This is a genomic window from Enterobacter cloacae complex sp. P47BA, from assembly GCF_014930485.1.
GTDB classification, from domain to species: Bacteria; Pseudomonadota; Gammaproteobacteria; order Enterobacterales; family Enterobacteriaceae; genus Enterobacter; species Enterobacter bugandensis.
This window is the reverse complement of record NZ_JADBRF010000016.1, coordinates 43296-62857: the sequence shown is the minus strand read 5'-3', so window position 1 is coordinate 62857 and position 19562 is coordinate 43296. Positions and strand designations below refer to the sequence as shown.

The window sequence follows — 19562 nt, the reverse complement described above, 5'->3', positions numbered from 1 at the left end:
AGGGCCGTCACAAATTACAACAGGCCGTAAGGAAGTTTTACTTAGGGAATGAATTAGCGGGTCTTTTTATCTTTATTCACAGCAATAGTTCGCGCCTGTTTGGGGGATAACAGACAGGGGTTATTTCATAACAGACTATAAGACGGGCATACTGTGAAAAAACATTTTAAATTTTCGGTGGTTAGCATCGCTGTCTCCTTGTTTATGGCAAATCAGGCGGGAGCAGCCAATACCTGGACAGAATCACGTAGCGACGCGATGGGGGGCACCGGCGTTGCTTCGGGCAATTATGGTAGCGGGGCGTTAATTAACCCTGCGCTGCTGGCAAAGGCAAAACCGGACGATGACGTGACGGTCATTTTGCCGTCCGTTGGGGTGCAGGTAACGGATGAGGACAATCTTCAGGATGAGATTGATACCATCAACGACAAAATCAATCACTATAAGGATGTGGTTGATAACCTTACGCCAATCGAGGTTATTACTAATCCGTTAGGCTCCATCAACCAGTTCCAGGGCGCGGCCAAAGATCTGGCCGATGAGCTGGACTATCTCAAGGGCAAAACCGCTCGCGCGACGGCAGGAGCAGGCCTTGCCGTGAGTATCCCTAACGATGTGCTTTCCGTGGCCTTTATGGCGAAAGGGTACGCCCATGGCCGGGTAAGTTCGTCTATCGACCAGCAGGATATTGATTATCTGCGCGGTATTCAAAGAAGCAATCTGGTGGCTGCCGGCGTTGCCCTGGACGCTGCGCTGAACGGTACGGACCAGATCACTAAAAACCTCAACTCAACGGCGTCCGGTCGGGCGGCGATTATCTCCGACTACGGTATTGCCGTTGCCCGCCAGTTTGACCTTGGCGGCGTTCCGGTTTCCGTGGGCGTGACGCCAAAACTGCAAAAAAGCTGGATCTATAACTACACCACCTCGATCTACGATTACGACAGTAATAAGTGGAACGATAGCCGCTACCGTACAGACGATACCGGCTTTAACGTCGATGCCGGTATTGCCGCTGATTTTGGCGAAAACTGGACGGTCGGCGTGAGCGGGCAAAACCTGATGTCGCGCGATATCGACACCAAAGATATCCGCATCCGCAACGGGAGTACGGGGGAAGTGGTGAGCTATAAAGACACCTACCAGATCCGTCCGCTGGTGACCGCGGGCGCTGCCTGGCACAACGATCTGGTGACCCTGACCGCCGATGGCGATCTGACCGAAACCAAAGGATTTAAGAGCGAAGATACGTCGCAGTATGTTGGGGTCGGTGCTGAAGTGACTCCGCTGAGCTGGCTGGCGGTGCGTGCCGGTTATCGTGCGGATATGAAAGGGAACGACAGCAACGTCTTTACCGGCGGTGTCGGTTTCGCGCCGTTCAATACCGTTCATGTTGACCTGATGGGTCTGTATGGCGAGGACGAAACCTGGGGCGCAGGGGCTCAGCTGAGCATGACGTTCTAAAGTACACCGGGGGCGCTGCGCCTCCGGCTTTTCTTTGTGCTATAGTAGCGCCCCTTTTCCACCAGATGCTTAAAACTTCGCCATGTCGTCAGAACACCAGACTGCTTTTCCTGCACACCGTTTCTCTATTGCGCCAATGCTCGACTGGACGGACAGACACTGCCGCTATTTCCTGCGCCAGCTCTCCCGCCATACGCTGCTGTACACCGAAATGGTGACCACGGGCGCAATTATTCACGGTAAGGGCGACTACCTGGCATACAGTGAAGAAGAGCATCCGGTTGCGCTGCAGTTGGGGGGCAGCGATCCGGTCGCGCTGGCCCAGTGTGCAAAGCTGGCGGAAGAACGCGGCTACGACGAGATCAACCTGAACGTCGGCTGCCCTTCCGACCGCGTGCAAAACGGCATGTTCGGCGCCTGTCTGATGGGCAACGCACAGCTGGTGGCTGACTGCATCAAAGCGATGCGCGATGTGGTCTCCATTCCGGTGACGGTCAAAACCCGTATCGGCATCGACGACCAGGACAGCTACGAATTCCTGTGTGATTTCATCAATACGGTGTCAGGGAAAGGCGAGTGTGAGATGTTTATCATCCACGCCCGCAAAGCCTGGCTTTCAGGCCTTAGCCCGAAAGAGAACCGTGAGATCCCGCCGCTGGACTACCCGCGCGTGTACCAGCTGAAACGTGATTTCCCGCACCTGACGATGTCAATCAACGGCGGTATTACGTCGCTGGAAGAGGCGAAAGCGCACCTTGAGCATATGGATGGCGTGATGGTCGGGCGCGAGGCGTATCAAAATCCGGGCATTCTGGCGACCGTCGACCGCGAAATCTTTGACGTTGCAGGCGCAGACACCGATCCGGTTACCGTCGTGCGTGCCATGTACCCTTACATTGAGCGCGAGTTGAGCAATGGCACCTATCTTGGCCACATCACCCGCCATATGCTTGGCCTGTTCCAGGGTATTCCGGGCGCGCGCCAGTGGCGTCGCTACCTCAGTGAGAACGCGCATAAAGCCGGTGCCGATATTGAGGTGCTTGAACATGCGCTGCGGCTGGTGGCGGATAAGCGATAATTTCGCTAAAAGATCGTCAAATTCACTACGCCCTGCGGATCCTCGCGGGGCGTTTTGCTTTAAGAACAATAGGTTAGCTTTGGCATGATTCTTGTAATGATTGCAGTATCATTCGGGAACTCGTGGGAGAGCACCATGCTTGAACTACTTTTTGTGATTGGCTTTTTTGTCATGCTGATGGTCACGGGCGTGTCGCTGCTCGGCATTCTGGCCGCGCTCGTTGTGGCCACGGTAGTTATGTTTATCGGCGGATTATTTGCCCTGACGATCAAACTGCTGCCGTGGCTGCTGCTGGCTATCGCCGTGGTGTGGGTAATACGGGCGATTAAAGCGCCAAAACTGCCGACTTATCAGCGCAATAACCGCTTCCGTTACTAAGGTATTGAGGGGTTCGTCACATACTTGTAACTTTCCCGGCAGCATGGCTTAGAACAGAATAGGATTTACTTATCGAATCTGTCACTATGGCTGCCGCTACAGAATTCATCGAGCTGTACCCTACATACAGCCGAACTAAAAAAAGAAAGGGCTTCCCACGGGAAGCCCAATTTCTTTTTGGGGGTCAGGGAATTAGCAAACTTGAACCCTGCGTCGCCCGGCTTTCCAGCACCTCATGCGCGCGCTGCGCATCGGTTAGCGGGTATTTCTGCGCATCCGCCACATCCACCTTAATCACGCCGCTGGCTATTAGCGAGAACAGCTCGTTGCTGGCTTCCTCCAGTTCTTCCCGGTTGGTGATGTAACCCTGCAAAGAAGGGCGCGTCACGTACAGCGACCCTTTCTGATTCAGAATGCCGAGATTGACGCCGGTGACAGCGCCTGAGGCGTTACCAAAGCTCACCATCAGCCCGCGACGCTGCAGGCAGTCCAGCGACGCTTCCCAGGTGTCTTTCCCCACCGAGTCATACACGACGCGTACTTTTTTGCCGCCGGTGATCTCTTTTAGCCGCTCGACGATGCTCTCTTCACGGTAGTTAATCACCTGCCAGGCGCCCGCCTGCAGCGCGCGCTGCGCTTTTTGGGCATTGCCCACGGTGCCGATCAGCTTTGCGCCCAGGGCTTTTGCCCACTGGCAGGCAATCAGCCCCACGCCACCGGCGGCAGCATGAAACAGGAACTGCTCGTCGGGTTTAATCTCGTAGGTTTTACGCAGCAGGTAGTAAACGGTTAAGCCTTTCAGGAAGGAGGCCGCCGCCTGCTCAAAGGAGATGGCGTTAGGCAGCAGGGCGGCTTTATCCGCCGGGACGTTGTGGACGGAGCTGTAAGCGCCCAGGGCAGACTGTGCATATACCACACGATCGCCTTCTTTAATGTGCTTAACCGCACTGCCCACTTTGCTGACGATGCCGGCCGCCTCAGTGCCCAGGCCGCTCGGCATTGACGGAGGTGGGTAGAGACCGCCTCGAATATAGGTATCAATGTAGTTAATGCCGATAGCTCTGTTTTCCACCTGAATTTCGTTCTCGCGAGGCGCAGCGGGGGTAAACTCCACCGCTTTCAGCACTTCAGGACCGCCGTGTTTCTGGAACTCAATGCGCGTTGCCATGCTCCCTCCGTAAGAAAAATATGGTAATCTTTCGACCCACTCTTTATCTCGGTAACTCCATTCACTATGGCAGGAAACAAACCCTTCAACAAACAGACTGAACCTCGCGAGCGTGATTTCCAGGTCGCAGGGTTAAAAGTCCCGCCGCACTCGATTGAAGCGGAACAGTCGGTGTTGGGCGGTTTAATGCTGGATAACGAACGCTGGGACGACGTCGCCGAGCGCGTAGTGTCTGAAGATTTCTACACCCGTCCGCACCGCCATATCTTTACCGAAATGGCGCGCCTGCAGGAGTCGGGTAGCCCGATTGACCTGATCACACTCGCGGAATCGCTGGAGCGTCAGGGGCAGCTGGACAGCGTTGGCGGCTTTGCCTACCTGGCAGAACTGTCAAAAAACACGCCAAGTGCGGCGAACATCAGCGCTTACGCCGACATCGTGCGCGAACGTGCCGTCGTCCGCGAGATGATCTCGGTAGCGAACGAAATCGCCGAAGCCGGATTCGACCCGCAGGGCCGCACCAGCGAAGACCTGCTCGACCTTGCCGAGTCCCGCGTCTTTAAAATCGCCGAAAGCCGTGCCAACAAAGATGAAGGCCCGAAAAACATCGCCGACGTGCTCGACGCCACCGTTGCGCGTATAGAGCAGCTTTTCCAGCAGCCGCACGACGGTGTGACCGGGGTAAACACCGGCTATGACGATCTGAACAAAAAAACTGCCGGTTTACAGCCGTCGGATTTAATTATCGTCGCGGCGCGTCCGTCGATGGGTAAAACGACATTTGCGATGAACCTCGTCGAAAACGCGGCGATGTTGCAGGATAAGCCGGTGCTTATTTTCAGTCTCGAGATGCCCTCGGAGCAGATTATGATGCGTTCTCTGGCATCCCTGTCGCGCGTGGATCAGACCCGCATCCGTACCGGCCAGCTCGACGACGAGGACTGGGCGCGCATCTCCGGCACCATGGGCATTCTGCTGGAAAAACGGAACATCTACATCGATGACTCCTCCGGCCTGACGCCGACGGAAGTGCGCTCCCGCGCGCGCCGCATCGCCCGTGAACACGGCGGCATCGGCCTTATCATGATCGACTACCTTCAGCTGATGCGCGTCCCGTCGCTCTCCGACAACCGTACGCTGGAAATTGCAGAGATTTCCCGCTCGCTCAAGGCGTTAGCTAAAGAGCTGCACGTGCCGGTAGTGGCGCTGTCGCAGCTTAACCGCTCCCTGGAACAGCGTGCAGACAAACGCCCGGTCAACTCCGACCTGCGTGAATCCGGCTCCATTGAGCAGGATGCCGACTTAATCATGTTCATCTACCGTGATGAGGTCTATCACGAGAACAGCGACCTGAAAGGGATCGCCGAAATTATTATTGGTAAGCAACGTAACGGCCCCATCGGTACGGTACGTCTGACCTTTAACGGACAGTGGTCGCGTTTCGACAACTATGCCGGTCCTCAATATGATGATGAGTAATTTCTAAGGAATTCAAATGCAAGCGGCAACTGTTGTGATTAACCGCCGCGCTCTGCGACACAACCTGCAACGTCTGCGTGAACTGGCGCCCGCCAGCAGGCTCGTTGCAGTCGTGAAAGCGAACGCTTACGGACACGGTCTTCTTGAGACCGCGCGAACGCTCCCCGATGCCGACGCCTTTGGCGTCGCCCGTCTCGAAGAAGCTCTCCGCCTGCGCGCAGGCGGCATTACGCAACCGATTCTGCTCCTTGAAGGCTTTTTTGAAGCGTCGGATCTGCCGACCATTGCAGACCAGCAGCTGCACACGGCGGTACACAACGAAGAACAACTGGCCGCGCTGGAAACGGCTGAACTGAGCGAGCAGGTCACCGTCTGGATGAAGCTCGACACGGGCATGCACAGGCTGGGCGTGCGTCCGGAAAACGCGGAGGCGTTTTATCAGCGTTTGTGCCAGTGCAAAAATGTGCGTCAGCCGGTCAATATCGTCAGCCACTTTGCCCGTGCCGATGAGCCCGAATGTGGCGCAACCGAGCAGCAGCTTGATATCTTCAACACCTTCTGCGAAGGCAAGCCGGGAATGCGCTCCATTGCGGCATCCGGCGGCATTCTGCTGTGGCCGCAGTCCCACTTCGACTGGGCGCGTCCGGGGATTATTCTGTATGGCGTTTCCCCACTAGAGAATAAACCCTGGGGGCCGGACTTAGGCTTTAAGCCGGTGATGTCGCTGGTATCAAAGCTGATTGCCGTGCGGGAGCACAAAGCGGGCGAGCCGGTGGGTTACGGCGGTACCTGGACCAGCGAGCGCGACACGCGGCTTGGCGTGGTGGCGATGGGCTACGGCGACGGCTATCCGCGCGCGGCACCAACGGGCACGCCGGTGCTGGTCAATGGTCGTGAAGTGAAAATTGTCGGCCGCGTGGCGATGGACATGATTTGCGTGGATCTTGGGCCCGGCGCGCAGGATAAAGCGGGCGACGATGCGGTGATGTGGGGTGAAGGTCTGCCCGTTGAACGCATTGCTGAGATTACAAAAGTAAGTGCTTACGAACTTATTACGCGTCTGACGTCGCGGGTGGCGATGAAATACATCGACTAAGCTTTAACGGGATGCGATGCATCCCGCTTCTGTTAACATCCCCTCGATCTTATTCCGCTTCCGGTTTATTGTTGAAAACCCTGCCTCATAATAATCCGGAGAACATCGCGTGTTTCAGAAAGTAGACGCCTACGCCGGCGACCCTATTCTCTCCTTGATGGAGCGTTTCAAAGAAGATCCTCGCAGCGATAAAGTGAATCTCAGCATTGGTCTTTATTACAACGAGGACGGCATCATTCCTCAACTGAAAGCCGTTGCCGAAGCCGAAGCACGTCTTAACGCAACCCCGCACGGTGCTTCGCTTTATTTGCCGATGGAAGGGTTAAACACCTACCGTAATACGATTGCGCCGCTGCTGTTTGGTGCGGACCACGCGGTGCTCGCACAAAAGCGCGTGGCGACTATCCAGACGCTGGGCGGCTCGGGTGCGCTGAAGGTAGGCGCAGATTTCCTGAAAAAATATTTCCCGGATTCCGGCGTGTGGGTCAGCGACCCGACGTGGGAAAACCACGTGGCCATCTTTGAAGGTGCGGGCTTTAAGGTCGAGACCTATCCGTGGTTCGACAGCGAAACCAACGGCGTGCGCGTCGAAGCGCTGCTGGAAAAACTGAACACCCTGCCGGCGCGCAGCATCGTGCTGCTGCACCCATGCTGCCATAACCCGACCGGGGCGGACCTCACCAATGCCCAGTGGGATGCGGTGATCGAGGTGCTGAAGGCACGTAATTTGATCCCGTTCCTCGACATCGCCTATCAGGGCTTTGGCGCGGGCATGGAAGAAGATGCTTACGCCATCCGCGCCGTTGCCAGCGCCGGGCTGCCAGCGCTGGTCAGCAACTCCTTCTCAAAAATCTTCTCTCTCTACGGTGAGCGTGTTGGCGGTCTGTCCGTGGTGTGTGAAGACGCCGAAGCCGCGGGGCGCGTTCTCGGCCAACTGAAAGCGACGGTCCGCCGTATTTACTCCAGCCCGCCGAACTTTGGTGCGCAGGTGGTGGCGACCGTTCTGGGCGACGAACAGCTGAAAGCCACCTGGCTTGCGGAAGTGGAAGCGATGCGCAAGCGCATTCTGTCGATGCGTCAGGAACTTGTTAACGTGCTGAAAGAGGCGGTGCCGGGGCATAACTTCGACTATCTGCTCAAGCAGCGCGGGATGTTCAGCTATACCGGACTGAGCGCGGCACAGGTCGATCGCCTGCGTGACGAGTTCGGCGTCTACCTGATCGCCAGCGGCCGTATGTGCGTGGCGGGCCTGAATGCCGGCAACGTCCAGCGCGTGGCGCAGGCGTTTGCTGCTGTAATGTAAATGCTCACTAACCCAGCCCTCTCCCCGTGGGAGAGGGCTGGGGTGAGGGCATCAGACCGCATAAACACGTCCCCCGGCACTTTGTGATCGTCTTCTTTTTATTCATCTTTATAAGTAAAAACTCCTTTCCTTCCCCTCCCGCCGGGGTTATGGTCGGATAGATTTTTGACCATCCACTCAAAATATAAAGATAACAAACTGAATATTCAGGGGAAAATATGCGCAAGATCACACTGGCGCTCAGCGCCGCCTGCTTATTGTTCTCGCTTAATAGCGCCGTCGTCGCGCGAGCTTCCGCACCGACGCCGCTTTACACCGGCACCACCGCCGCCATCCTTGCCGAGCAGGCACCCATTCACTGGGTTTCCGTGGCCCAAATCGAAAACAGCCTGATGGGCCGCCCGCCAATGGCCGTGGGCTTCGACATTGACGATACCGTGCTGTTTTCAAGCCCTGGCTTCTGGCGTGGCAAGAAAACGTATTCTCCGGACAGCGAAGCGTATCTGAAGAACCCGGAGTTCTGGGAAAAAATGAATAACGGCTGGGATGAGTTCAGCATTCCGAAAGAGGTGGCCCGCGCGCTGATCGCCATGCACGTTAAGCGCGGCGACAGCATTTACTTTGTCACCGGCCGTAGCCAGACCAAAACGGAGACCGTCTCCAAAACCCTGCAGGACGATTTTCAGATCCCGGCAGCCAGCATGAATCCGGTCATTTTTGCCGGTGATAAAGAGGGACAAAACACCAAAACCCAGTGGCTGGAGCAGAAAAACATCAAAGTGTTCTACGGTGATTCGGATAACGACATTACCGCGGCGCAGGATGTGGGAGCCAGAGCGATCCGGGTGCTGCGTGCCTCTAACTCGACCTATCGACCGCTGCCGATGGCAGGCAAGTTTGGCGAGGAGGTGATTGTTAACTCCGAGTATTAGTTCTTGAGCGGCGGGTTTGATTCTTTTTTGAACAAATCCGCCGCTGCGGGTTTTACCTTTCGCCTTCTTGCTGCACACTTAGAAAGATTCATCTTTCAGAACGGAGCAGCTCATGTGGTATCAACAGACCCTGACCTTAAGCGCTAAACCCCGCGGGTTTCACCTTGTGACGGACGAAGTCATCGGGCAACTCCGCGACCTGTCGCGCGTCAAAACGGGTTTACTGCATCTGCTGCTTCAGCACACGTCAGCCTCCCTCACGCTTAATGAAAATTGCGACCCTACCGTCCGGTCTGATATGGAACACCATTTCCTGAAGACGGTTCCGGACAACGCCCCCTACGAGCACGATTATGAAGGCGCAGATGACATGCCTTCGCATATCAAATCTTCTCTGCTGGGCGTATCGCTGATGCTGCCGGTTCATAACGGGCGGCTAATGCTGGGAACGTGGCAAGGGATCTGGCTGGGAGAACATCGCATTCACGGTGGTTCGCGTAAAATTATCGCAACGCTACAAGGGGAATAAAGATGACAATTTCGGAGATACTTCAGTATTGCATGAACAAGCCTGGCGCGGAACAAAGCGTTCACAGCGACTGGAAAGCCACGCAGATCAAAGTGGGAGACGTGCTGTTTGCGATGGTGAAAGAGGTTGAAGGGCGCCCGGCGGCGTCGCTGAAAACCAGCCCGGAACTGGCGGATCTATTACGTCAGCAGCATGATGATGTGAGGCCGAGCCAGCACCTCAATAAGGCGCACTGGAGTACCGTTTATCTGGACGGCTCGCTGCCCGGCTCGCAAATTTACTATCTGGTGGATGCGTCCTACAAGCAGGCGGTTGAACTGCTGCCGGAAGCGACCCGACAGCAGCTCTCCGTGTAACAATTACAGCAACGGTTTAAGGAAGCGCGCGGTGTGCGAGGCCTCGCACTCTGCAACGGTCTCTGGCGTACCGGAGACGAGGATTTCACCCCCGCCGCTGCCGCCTTCCGGGCCGAGATCGACAATCCAGTCCGCAGTTTTAATCACGTCCAGATTATGTTCGATGACCACAATCGTGTTGCCCTGATCGCGCAGCTGATGCAGCACCTCAAGCAACTGCTGGATATCCGCAAAGTGCAGGCCGGTGGTCGGCTCATCCAGAATGTAGAGCGTCTGGCCGGTACCACGCTTGGACAGCTCGCGCGCCAGCTTCACGCGCTGCGCCTCACCGCCGGACAGGGTTGTTGCTGACTGCCCCAGGCGAATGTAGGTCAGGCCTACGTCCATCAGCGTCTGCAGCTTACGCGCCAGCGCAGGGACGGCGTCAAAGAACTCGCGCGCCTCTTCGATGGTCATGTCCAGCACTTCGTGGATGGTCTTGCCTTTGTACTTAATCTCCAGCGTTTCGCGGTTATAGCGCTTGCCTTTGCACTGGTCGCACGGCACGTAGATATCCGGCAGGAAGTGCATCTCAACCTTGATCACGCCGTCGCCCTGACACGCTTCACAGCGGCCGCCGCGCACGTTAAAGCTGAAACGTCCTGGCGTATACCCTCGCGAACGCGCTTCCGGCACGCCGGCGAAGAGTTCACGTACGGGCGTGAAAACGCCGGTATAGGTCGCCGGGTTGGAACGCGGCGTACGGCCAATCGGGCTCTGGTCGATGTCGATAACCTTGTCGAAATGCTCCAGCCCCTGAATATCGCGGTACGGTGCAGGCTCGGCCAGCGTCGCGCCGTTCAGCGCCGTCTGCGCAATCGGGAACAGCGTATCGTTGATCAGCGTCGATTTACCGGAACCGGACACGCCGGTAATGCAGGTAAACAGGCCAACCGGCAGCGTCAGGGTGACGTCCTTCAGGTTGTTGCCGCGCGCTCCTGTGAGCTTCAGCACTTTTTCCGGGTTCGCCGCGACGCGCTGTTTTGGCACTTCAATTTTGCGCTTGCCGCTCATGTACTGGCCGGTCAGCGACTCGGGCACCGCCATAATGTCCTTCAGCGTACCTTCCGCCACCACCTGGCCGCCGTGCACGCCCGCGCCCGGGCCGATGTCGATCACGTGGTCTGCGGCGCGAATTGCGTCTTCGTCGTGCTCCACCACGATTACCGTGTTGCCGAGATTGCGCAGGTGGATCAGTGTGCCGAGCAGACGCTCGTTGTCGCGCTGGTGCAGGCCGATGGACGGTTCATCCAGCACGTACATCACGCCGACTAAGCCCGCGCCAATCTGGCTCGCCAGACGGATACGCTGGGCTTCACCGCCGGAGAGCGTTTCCGCCGAGCGGGAAAGCGTCAGGTAGTTCAGGCCAACGTTCACGAGGAACTTGAGGCGATCGCCGATCTCTTTCAGCACTTTTTCGGCGATTTTCGCACGCTGGCCGGAAAGCTTCAGGTTGTTGAAGAAGTCCATTGCGTGGCCGATGCTCATGTCTGAGATGGTCGGCAGCGCCGTGTTTTCCACAAACACGTGGCGCGCTTCGCGACGCAGACGCGTGCCCTCGCAGGTGGCGCAGGAGCGGTTGCTGATGAACTTCGCCAGCTCCTCGCGCACCGCGCTGGATTCGGTCTCTTTGTAGCGGCGCTCCATATTGTGCAGCACCCCTTCGAACGGGTGGCGACGCACAGAGGTATCGCCGCGATCGTTCATATATTTGAACTCGATGTTCTCTTTGCCGGAACCGAACAGGATCACTTTGTGCACGTTCGGGCTCAGGCTCGCCCACGGCGCTTCAACGTCGAATTTGTAGTGCTCCGCCAGGGACTTCAGCATCTGGAAGTAGTAGAAGTTACGCTTATCCCAGCCGCGAATCGCACCGCCCGCGAGCGACAGCTCGGGGTTCTGGATCACGCGATCCGGATCGAAATACTGCTGCACGCCCAGACCGTCACAGGTCGGGCACGCGCCCGCCGGGTTGTTGAACGAGAACAGGCGCGGTTCCAGCTCGCGCATGCTGTAGCCGCAAATCGGGCAGGCGAAGTTGGCGGAGAAGAGCAGCTCTTCCGCTTTCGGGTCGTCCATGTCGGAGACCACGGCCGTGCCGCCAGAGAGTTCCAGCGCGGTTTCAAAGGATTCAGCCAGACGCGTGGCGAGATCGTCACGCACCTTAAAGCGGTCAATCACCACTTCGATGGTGTGCTTCTTTTGCAGCTCAAGCTTTGGCGGATCGGACAGGTCACACACTTCGCCGTCGATACGGGCGCGGATATAGCCCTGGCTTGCCAGGTTCTCCAGCGTTTTGGTGTGCTCGCCTTTACGCTCTTTGATGATCGGTGCCAGCAGCATCAGGCGTTTGCCTTCCGGCTGCGACAGCACGTTATCCACCATCTGGCTCACGGTCTGTGCCGCCAGCGGGACATCGTGGTCCGGGCAGCGCGGCTCACCCACGCGGGCATACAGCAGACGCAGGTAGTCATGGATTTCGGTAATGGTACCGACCGTTGAACGCGGGTTATGCGAGGTAGACTTCTGCTCAATAGAGATAGCAGGCGATAACCCTTCAATATGATCGACATCCGGTTTTTCCATCAGCGACAGGAACTGACGCGCGTACGCAGAAAGTGATTCGACGTAACGACGCTGTCCTTCGGCATACAAAGTGTCGAAAGCCAGTGAGGATTTGCCAGACCCCGAAAGCCCGGTCACGACGATGAGTTTGTCGCGAGGGATTATGAGGTTGATATTCTTGAGATTATGGGTGCGGGCGCCCCGAACTTCGATCTTATCCATTCACCTTTCCCGGTTGGAACACGGATTGCCTGGTTTGTTTGAAGGACAAACGGCTGTCAGAAACGGCTAATTATGACACAATTTGACCTGTTTGAATATACAGTATTGGAATGCATTTTCTGATTCGCTGTGTAACAATGTCGAGTTCGCGGGATATTTCTGAACCGACCACGCAACTATGCAAATTGCCGCGTGGAAATGGTACACTCGCGCGTTTACACTATTAAGAAACGTATTCAGGAGACACGAACATGGCCAGCAGAGGCGTAAACAAGGTGATTCTCGTCGGTAATCTGGGCCAGGACCCGGAAGTACGCTACATGCCGAGTGGTGGCGCAGTTGCCAACATTACGCTGGCTACTTCCGAATCCTGGCGTGATAAAGCGACCGGTGAAATGAAAGAGCAGACCGAATGGCACCGCGTTGTGCTGTTTGGCAAACTGGCAGAAGTAGCCGGTGAGTATCTGCGTAAAGGTTCTCAGGTCTATATCGAAGGCCAGTTGCGTACCCGCAAATGGACCGATCAGTCCGGCGCTGAGAAGTACACCACGGAAGTGGTGGTGAACGTTGGCGGCACCATGCAGATGCTGGGTGGCCGTCAGGGCGGCGGCGCACCAGCCGGTGGCAGCCAGCAGCAGGGCGGTTGGGGTCAGCCTCAGCAGCCACAGGGCGGCAACCAGTTCAGCGGCGGCGCGCAGTCTCGTCCGCAGCAGCAGTCTGCTCCTGCCCCGTCTAACGAACCGCCAATGGACTTCGACGACGACATCCCGTTCTGATCAACGGATGCTAAAACAAAAAACCCAGACATCGTCTGGGTTTTTTGTTGCTGAAGGGATCAGGTAATGACCATCGGCCAGTCTGGTGGCGTGTGGCTCATCGCCTCAACCATCACTACTTTAATATTTTCCCAGACGGCGGCCATATCCAGCAGGGTGATGCCCAGCAGGCCCGTTGCGAACCAGCAAGCCGCGCCAAGCCCTAGCAGGGTACTGATGACGGCAAGACCCGCGTAGTCGGATTTACGAAACTGAATGTTCAGCGTGCTGGCTAAAAACATCAAAAACGCACTCAACAAGGGCCAGCGCAGGAGAACCATGCTGGTAGTAATGGTTGCCATAAAACCCATCCTCTACAAAACAGACGAACTGAATGAAACAGTGTTTCTCGTTACACAATATGTGTGAAATATATCACATTTGTTGATTTATTCGCCAGTGTCTGCGTAGCCAAAAAAGGGGATTTTATTACCCGAAAAAAAGAGCATGCGGTTCGGGACCGCCTTCGCACAGGGGGAGGCGGATCCACAACGCGCTGAGGTAATCCCGTCGGGTAAGTGGGGAAGAGCATCTGGAGGCAGAGAGACGGCCAGCCGTGCCGTTTTTAGGGGGCGCATTATTTTCTGATAATATTGTGGTGATGTCTGATTATTTATAAAACAACGAACAAAATATACCCGCAGAAATAGGATGAAACCTCACGTTGGTGTTGTACTTTTTTCATGCCGCCAGAAGTTTTGCTTAATCAGCGATCCTCTGTTGTGTTCTCTTCAAACCTCCCGTACGCGATGGATAATTATTTTCCTTAATTAAAACGGAACGAATACTTACAGTTTAGCTTACGGGAAAATATTATCGTCATAACGAAATTTAAGATTTTTAATACTAAAAGTCAGTTGCTAACTTCGCATGATTCATGCAACGTAATCACCTGTTTAACAAAGCATCCGGCCTTCATTACTACAGGCGTACAACATGCAGGGATATAGGGCGGGAAATGAATCGTAGCGCGCGGCGCAAAATGCTCAGAGTGGTAGGGATCATCATGGTAGTTATGCTGCCGGTGATGCTTGCTCTATGGTTTGCCCAGCTACGAGCCGAGTCGGAAACGAGCGCTCAGCTACGGACATTTGCTGAACTGGCTTTAGACAAAACAGAACTGGTAATTCAACAAGTTGAACTGGCCAGGGGCGAGGCAGAAAAATATCAGGGTGAACGTTGTACGCCGGAACATCGTCAATATATGTTGAACGTTGTTCGTGGCCGCCTGTTTGTCGCCGATTTAATTTATGCTGAAGGTCAGAATTTTCTTTGTTCGACCGTTTTTACACCGGATCAACCCTACGTCATTCCGGTCGCTAATTACACGCGTAAACCTGACGTTGCTATCTATTATTTTCGCGATACGCCATTTTATACTGGCTATAAAATGACATATATGCAGCGCGGAAATTATGTCGTGGTTGTCAATCCGCTTTCTTACAGTGAAGTGATGTCTACCGATCATTCCCTCGCATGGGGGGTATACGACACGGTAACTAATGCCTTCTTTTCCGTCAGCCAGAAAGCCAATGCGACTTTATTAAATTCGATGATTCGGGATAAGGAATCGGTATTTCAAAAAGATAACCGTTTCTATACCGTCGTGAAATCGACAAATCGGCCTATTGCCGCCATCGTGTCGACGTCAGATAAACGTTTTTATGAAACGCTCTATCACCAGGCGACGTTGACGCTACCGCTGGGAATGATCTGCAGCATTATTATTTTGCTGGTGTGGTCCCGCACCCATCGTGAGCTTAATTCGCCGGGGCGCTTACTGCACCGGGCGCTGAACAAGCGCCAGCTTTGTGTGCACTATCAGCCGATTATTGATATCAAGAACAACCAGTGTGTGGGGGCAGAGGCGCTGTTGCGCTGGCCTGGTTTCAATGGGCAGGTAATGAGCCCGGCTGACTTTATTCCGCTTGCGGAAAAAGAGGGAATGAGCGAGCGGATCACGGATTATGTCGTTGAGGAGGTGTTCAGCGATCTGGGCCATTTCCTGGCGGCGCATCCGCATCTCTATATTTCGATCAACCTGTCGGCCACGGACTTCCACTCCTCGCGGCTGATCGCCATGATTTCTGACAAGGCCCGGCACTACGCCGTACGCGCCCAGCAAATTAAAATTGAAGTGACGGAACGCGGCTTTATCGATGTGCCAAAAACCACGCCGGTGATTCAGGCCTTCCGTCAGGCGGGCTATGAAGTGGCGATCGATGATTTCGGGACCGGTTATTCCAACCTGCACAACCTCTACTCGTTGAACGTGGATATTCTGAAAATCGATAAATCGTTTATCGACACCTTAACCACCAACAGTACCAGCCACCTGATCGCCGAGCATATTATCGAGATGGCGCAAAGCCTGCGGCTTAAAACCATTGCGGAAGGGGTTGAGACGGCTGAGCAGGTGAGCTGGCTGTTGAAGCGCGGCGTTGAGTTCTGTCAGGGATGGCACTTCGCGAAAGCGATGCCGCCCCAGGAGTTTATGACCTGGCAGCAGCAACCTTTGCACTGATATGCATTAATTCAACTGGTGGCGATAATCGCTCGGCGTACGGTCAAACTCGCGGCGAAACACGCGGGAAAAGGTTTGTTGCGAAACATAGCCAAGATCCATCGCGATATCAAAAATCGGCCGCTGCGTTGAGCGTAACGCCTGCGCCGCCAGCAGGAGCCTGCGCTGGCGAATGTATTCCCCCAGCGTCTGGTGCATGACCGTGCGGAACATTCTCTGTAAATACCATTTCGAATAGCCCGATTTTTTTGCGACCACATCAATGTTCAACGGTTGGTCGATATGATCGTCAATCCATTCAATAAGTGTCTGAATAATTTGCTGATGCGACATAAGGTTGCCCCTCTGTAGATACAACTTTCTCGGTTGATTCGTCGTTTTCTCTGCGGGGGAGTATAATTCCTCAAGTTAACTTGAGGTAAAGAGGTTTTATGGAAAAGAGATTGCCGCGCATTAAAGCGCTGTTAACCCCCGGCGAAGTGGCAAAGCGAAGCGGTGTTGCGGTATCGGCGCTCCACTTTTATGAAAGCAAAGGGTTAATTAAAAGCATCCGTAACGGTGGAAACCAGCGCCGCTATACCCGCGACGTGCTCCGCTACGTGGCGATTATCAAAATTGCGCAACGCATCGGTATTCCCCTGGCGACGATCGGTGAGGCATTCGGCGTGTTGCCGGAAGGGCACACGCTTAGCCCGAAAGAGTGGAAAGAGCTTTCGTCCCAGTGGCGTGAAGAGCTGGACAGGCGTATCCACACGCTGGTGGCGCTGCGTGACGAGCTGGACGGCTGTATCGGCTGCGGCTGCCTGTCCCGTAGCGACTGCCCGCTACGTAACCCTGGCGACAGGCTGGGCGAGCAGGGGACCGGGGCGCGGCTGCTGGAGGAGGATTAAGTTCTTGCGGCAAAAAGCATAATAAAGAACTAAAGCGCCACTAAGGGCGCTTTAGTTTTTCCCGGTCTTTGTCTTTCTCTCTATCCCGCTGGTTCACGGGAGGGTTTCCCCCGACATCAGCACCCCTCGTGTCGAGCTGGTTGGGGAGGTTCCGGATTGTGCTGACACTTTAATTCTATGCAAGACCCGTATTTTCGCCAGCCGCGCTAGCCGTTTTTTAGACGAAATTTTTTCGCGGTGTTGTTCGATTTTCTATAGTTAAAAAGTATGAATAACAGGAGAAAAATCATGCTCACGGTACATCACCTTAACCAGTCGCGCTCGCACCGCGTGATCTGGGCGCTGGAAGAGCTCGCCCTGCCTTATGAGATTGTTCACTACCAGCGCGAAAAGAACATGCTGGCACCCGAGTCCCTCAAAAAGGTGCATCCGTTGGGCAAATCGCCGGTCATTGAAGATAACGGGCTGATCCTTGCGGAGTCAGGCGCCATTCTGGAGTATCTGCAGGAAACCTATGATGCCGAATCGCGGCTGAAGCCTTTAGACCCCGCGCATAAGGTGCAATACCGCTTCTGGCTGCATTACGCAGAAGGGTCGCTGATGCCGCTGCTGCTCATGAAGCTGGTCTTCAGCAGCCTGGGAAAGCCGCCCGTGCCGTTTGGCATCCGAACGCTGGGCAAGGCGCTGGGGCAGGGGGTACAGAAAGCGTATCTCAACCCCCAGTTGGAGACCCATGCGCGCTTTATTGACTCACATCTTGCTAAAAACAGCTGGTTTGCCGGAGAGACGTTAAGCATGGCCGACATTCAGATGAGCTTCCCCCTCTTTGCCCTTCTGGCGCGCGGCGGCATTGCTAATCTGCCGCATATTCAGGCATGGAAGCAAAAAGTGGAAACTAGTCCTGGCTGGCAAAGAACCCTGCAACAAGGTGGCCCGTTAACGATCCCGGGCGAGGATTGAAATGTAAACAAATTGCGCATAGACGATAACGTTTGCGCATCCTCTGTTTATTTCTTCATCGTCATAAGTGAATTTTAGCGAAAAACGACAAAGTTCAGTTGAAAAGGGCGGGTATTAGGCTGGATAATCGTTTGCCTTAATTTGACCACCCGTTTTATAAGCGCGGAGCTAAACGTTTGCTTTTTTTGTGACGCCCTTTCGTCGCAAACGCAACACACGGATTTGACGTTTTAGCTGGCAGCGGTGTCTCCACCACGCTTATGGACGTTCTATAAAAACTCTCAGGGGATGTTTTCTATGTCTACGCCATCTGCGCGTACCGGCGGTTCACTTGACGCCATGTTTAAAATTTCGGCTCGTGGCAGCACCGTGCGCCAGGAAGTCGTTGCCGGTCTGACCACGTTTCTGGCGATGGTGTACTCCGTCATCGTGGTGCCGGGCATGCTGGGCAAGGCGGGCTTCCCGCCTGCGGCTGTCTTTGTCGCCACCTGCCTGGTGGCCGGCGTGGGCTCCATCGTAATGGGCCTGTGGGCGAACCTGCCGCTGGCGATTGGTTGCGCCATCTCTTTGACCGCCTTTACCGCGTTCAGTCTGGTGCTGGGCCAGCAGATCAGCGTACCGGTTGCCCTCGGCGCCGTGTTCCTGATGGGCGTACTGTTTACCGTTATTTCTGCCACCGGCATCCGTAGCTGGATTTTGCGCAACCTGCCGCAGGGCGTGGCGCACGGCACCGGTATCGGTATCGGCCTGTTCCTGCTGCTGATCGCTGCCAACGGCGTGGGTCTGGTCATCAAGAACCCGCTGGACGGCCTGCCGGTAGCGCTCGGTCATTTCGCGAGCTTCCCGGTCATTATGTCGCTCATCGGTCTGGCGGTGATTATCGGCCTGGAAAAACTGAAGGTGCCGGGCGGCATTTTGCTGACCATTATTGGCATTTCCATCGTCGGCCTGATTTTCGATCCGACCGTTCACTTCTCCGGTATTTTCGCCATGCCGTCGCTGAGCGATGACAAAGGCAACTCCCTGATCGGCAGCCTGGATATCGTCGGCGCGCTGAACCCGGTGATCCTGCCAAGCGTGCTGGCGCTGGTGATGACCGCGGTATTTGACGCCACCGGTACCATTCGCGCGGTGGCCGGTCAGGCCAACCTGCTGGATAAAGACGGTCAGATTATTGATGGCGGCAAAGCGCTGACCACCGACTCCCTGAGCAGCGTCTTCTCTGGTCTGGTGGGTGCGGCGCCTGCGGCGGTGTATATCGAATCTGCAGCGGGTACGGCGGCAGGCGGTAAAACCGGCCTGACGGCCATCACCGTTGGCGTGCTGTTCCTGCTGATCCTGTTCCTCTCTCCGCTCTCTTACCTGGTGCCTGCGTATGCGACCGCGCCAGCGCTGATGTACGTCGGCCTGCTGATGCTGAGCAACGTGGCGAAAATCGATTTTGCGGACTTCGTGGATGCGATGTCCGGCCTGATTACCGCAGTGTTTATCGTCCTGACCTGTAACATCGTGACTGGCATCATGATCGGCTTTGCCTCGCTGGTGATTGGCCGCCTGGTCTCCGGTGAGTGGCGCAAGCTGAACATCGGCACCGTGGTGATCGCCGTTGCGTTGGTCGCCTTCTACGCGGGCGGCTGGGCAATCTAAATTATCCATTGATGCGAAAACGGGTGGCTCAGGCCGCCCGTTTTTATTTTCAGGACTCATCCCGTTGCCTTTTGCGTTACTCTGGAGAGGATAGAATAAGAGGCACGACGCCTCAGG

The 19562-nt window shown here is 55.5% G+C and carries 18 protein-coding genes; 14 read left to right on the top strand and 4 right to left on the bottom strand.

Annotated features, from left to right (window positions below; translation table 11 throughout):
* Positions 1–204 precede the first annotated feature (204 nt).
* From traF to pspG, 3 genes are all read left to right on the top strand, one after another.
* Entirely contained in the window at positions 205–1464 is a 1260-nt protein-coding gene (gene traF, locus IM299_RS16495; RefSeq protein WP_227013142.1) for a conjugal transfer protein TraF, read from the top strand.
* 82 nt (positions 1465–1546) lie between these two features.
* The gene (gene dusA / locus IM299_RS16490) at positions 1547–2542 is read left to right on the top strand and encodes a tRNA dihydrouridine(20/20a) synthase DusA (RefSeq protein WP_048957468.1); all 996 of its coding nucleotides are present in this window, start codon (positions 1547–1549) and stop codon (positions 2540–2542) included.
* A 135-nt stretch (positions 2543–2677) separates the two neighbouring features.
* Entirely contained in the window at positions 2678–2920 is a 243-nt protein-coding gene (pspG, locus tag IM299_RS16485; RefSeq protein WP_028015168.1) for an envelope stress response protein PspG, read from the top strand.
* A 184-nt stretch (positions 2921–3104) separates the two neighbouring features.
* On the opposite strand, the gene IM299_RS16480 is transcribed toward pspG, so the two are convergent.
* Positions 3105–4088, bottom strand: coding sequence for a quinone oxidoreductase (locus IM299_RS16480; protein ID WP_193357820.1), 984 nt, complete (start codon positions 4086–4088; stop codon positions 3105–3107).
* A gap of 66 nt (positions 4089–4154) precedes the next feature.
* Between IM299_RS16480 and dnaB the strand changes: the two genes are divergently transcribed.
* From dnaB to IM299_RS16450, 6 genes are all read left to right on the top strand, one after another.
* A complete protein-coding gene (gene dnaB, locus IM299_RS16475) occupies positions 4155–5567 on the top strand; it encodes a replicative DNA helicase (RefSeq protein WP_008503375.1) in 1413 nt (470 codons plus the stop codon).
* Between the two features lie 16 nt (positions 5568–5583).
* On the top strand, positions 5584–6663 hold the full coding sequence (gene alr, locus IM299_RS16470; RefSeq protein ID WP_045260941.1) for an alanine racemase: 1080 nt from the start codon (positions 5584–5586) through the stop codon (positions 6661–6663).
* A gap of 109 nt (positions 6664–6772) precedes the next feature.
* Complete coding sequence (gene tyrB, locus IM299_RS16465) at positions 6773–7966, top strand: aromatic amino acid transaminase (protein ID WP_045260940.1); 1194 nt, start codon at positions 6773–6775, stop codon at positions 7964–7966.
* Positions 7967–8184: 218 nt separating this feature from the next.
* Entirely contained in the window at positions 8185–8898 is a 714-nt protein-coding gene (gene aphA, locus IM299_RS16460; RefSeq protein WP_041911537.1) for an acid phosphatase AphA, read from the top strand.
* A 112-nt stretch (positions 8899–9010) separates the two neighbouring features.
* Positions 9011–9427 carry a secondary thiamine-phosphate synthase enzyme YjbQ gene (locus tag IM299_RS16455; protein WP_041911536.1) on the top strand — a complete coding sequence of 139 codons (417 nt, stop codon included), beginning with the start codon at positions 9011–9013 and terminating at the stop codon, positions 9425–9427.
* A gap of 2 nt (positions 9428–9429) precedes the next feature.
* Complete coding sequence (locus tag IM299_RS16450; RefSeq protein ID WP_048957471.1) at positions 9430–9783, top strand: MmcQ/YjbR family DNA-binding protein; 354 nt, start codon at positions 9430–9432, stop codon at positions 9781–9783.
* A gap of 3 nt (positions 9784–9786) precedes the next feature.
* On the opposite strand, the gene uvrA is transcribed toward IM299_RS16450, so the two are convergent.
* Positions 9787–12609 carry an excinuclease ABC subunit UvrA gene (uvrA, locus tag IM299_RS16445; protein ID WP_041911534.1) on the bottom strand — a complete coding sequence of 941 codons (2823 nt, stop codon included), beginning with the start codon at positions 12607–12609 and terminating at the stop codon, positions 9787–9789.
* 251 nt (positions 12610–12860) lie between these two features.
* Between uvrA and ssb1 the strand changes: the two genes are divergently transcribed.
* A complete protein-coding gene (gene ssb1 / locus IM299_RS16440; RefSeq protein ID WP_048957472.1) occupies positions 12861–13385 on the top strand; it encodes a single-stranded DNA-binding protein SSB1 in 525 nt (174 codons plus the stop codon).
* Between the two features lie 59 nt (positions 13386–13444).
* On the opposite strand, the gene IM299_RS16435 is transcribed toward ssb1, so the two are convergent.
* Positions 13445–13726, bottom strand: a complete 282-nt coding sequence (locus IM299_RS16435; protein WP_048957473.1) for a YjcB family protein — start codon at positions 13724–13726, stop codon at positions 13445–13447.
* A 656-nt stretch (positions 13727–14382) separates the two neighbouring features.
* Here IM299_RS16435 and IM299_RS16430 point away from each other — a divergent pair.
* Entirely contained in the window at positions 14383–15948 is a 1566-nt protein-coding gene (locus IM299_RS16430; RefSeq protein WP_041911532.1) for an EAL domain-containing protein, read from the top strand.
* A gap of 6 nt (positions 15949–15954) precedes the next feature.
* Here IM299_RS16430 and soxS read toward each other — a convergent pair whose 3' ends face one another.
* Entirely contained in the window at positions 15955–16281 is a 327-nt protein-coding gene (soxS, locus tag IM299_RS16425; protein WP_008503387.1) for a superoxide response transcriptional regulator SoxS, read from the bottom strand.
* 98 nt (positions 16282–16379) lie between these two features.
* Here soxS and soxR point away from each other — a divergent pair, with 98 nt between their 5' ends.
* The 3 genes from soxR (at position 16380) to ghxP (ending at position 19445) form a co-directional block, all read left to right on the top strand.
* Complete coding sequence (soxR, locus tag IM299_RS16420; RefSeq protein WP_023331806.1) at positions 16380–16838, top strand: redox-sensitive transcriptional activator SoxR; 459 nt, start codon at positions 16380–16382, stop codon at positions 16836–16838.
* Between the two features lie 288 nt (positions 16839–17126).
* Positions 17127–17798, top strand: coding sequence for a glutathione S-transferase family protein (locus tag IM299_RS16415; RefSeq protein WP_028015178.1), 672 nt, complete (start codon positions 17127–17129; stop codon positions 17796–17798).
* 297 nt (positions 17799–18095) lie between these two features.
* The gene (gene ghxP, locus IM299_RS16410; RefSeq protein ID WP_028015179.1) at positions 18096–19445 is read left to right on the top strand and encodes a guanine/hypoxanthine transporter GhxP; all 1350 of its coding nucleotides are present in this window, start codon (positions 18096–18098) and stop codon (positions 19443–19445) included.
* Positions 19446–19562 lie beyond the last annotated feature (117 nt).

Excerpts from the sequence above, each read along its gene's own strand:
- traF (WP_227013142.1), top strand. The coding sequence starts at position 205 with ATGGCAAATCAGGCGGGAGCAGCCAATACCTGGACAGAATCACGTAGC.
- dusA (WP_048957468.1), top strand. The coding sequence starts at position 1,547 with ATGTCGTCAGAACACCAGACTGCTTTTCCTGCACACCGTTTCTCTATT.
- pspG (WP_028015168.1), top strand. The coding sequence starts at position 2,678 with ATGCTTGAACTACTTTTTGTGATTGGCTTTTTTGTCATGCTGATGGTC.
- IM299_RS16480 (WP_193357820.1), bottom strand. The coding sequence starts at position 4,088 with ATGGCAACGCGCATTGAGTTCCAGAAACACGGCGGTCCTGAAGTGCTG.
- dnaB (WP_008503375.1), top strand. The coding sequence starts at position 4,155 with ATGGCAGGAAACAAACCCTTCAACAAACAGACTGAACCTCGCGAGCGT.
- alr (WP_045260941.1), top strand. The coding sequence starts at position 5,584 with ATGCAAGCGGCAACTGTTGTGATTAACCGCCGCGCTCTGCGACACAAC.
- aphA (WP_041911537.1), top strand. The coding sequence starts at position 8,185 with ATGCGCAAGATCACACTGGCGCTCAGCGCCGCCTGCTTATTGTTCTCG.
- IM299_RS16455 (WP_041911536.1), top strand. The coding sequence starts at position 9,011 with ATGTGGTATCAACAGACCCTGACCTTAAGCGCTAAACCCCGCGGGTTT.
- IM299_RS16450 (WP_048957471.1), top strand. The coding sequence starts at position 9,430 with ATGACAATTTCGGAGATACTTCAGTATTGCATGAACAAGCCTGGCGCG.
- uvrA (WP_041911534.1), bottom strand. The coding sequence starts at position 12,609 with ATGGATAAGATCGAAGTTCGGGGCGCCCGCACCCATAATCTCAAGAAT.
- ssb1 (WP_048957472.1), top strand. The coding sequence starts at position 12,861 with ATGGCCAGCAGAGGCGTAAACAAGGTGATTCTCGTCGGTAATCTGGGC.
- IM299_RS16435 (WP_048957473.1), bottom strand. The coding sequence starts at position 13,726 with ATGGCAACCATTACTACCAGCATGGTTCTCCTGCGCTGGCCCTTGTTG.
- IM299_RS16430 (WP_041911532.1), top strand. The coding sequence starts at position 14,383 with ATGAATCGTAGCGCGCGGCGCAAAATGCTCAGAGTGGTAGGGATCATC.
- soxS (WP_008503387.1), bottom strand. The coding sequence starts at position 16,281 with ATGTCGCATCAGCAAATTATTCAGACACTTATTGAATGGATTGACGAT.
- soxR (WP_023331806.1), top strand. The coding sequence starts at position 16,380 with ATGGAAAAGAGATTGCCGCGCATTAAAGCGCTGTTAACCCCCGGCGAA.
- IM299_RS16415 (WP_028015178.1), top strand. The coding sequence starts at position 17,127 with ATGCTCACGGTACATCACCTTAACCAGTCGCGCTCGCACCGCGTGATC.
- ghxP (WP_028015179.1), top strand. The coding sequence starts at position 18,096 with ATGTCTACGCCATCTGCGCGTACCGGCGGTTCACTTGACGCCATGTTT.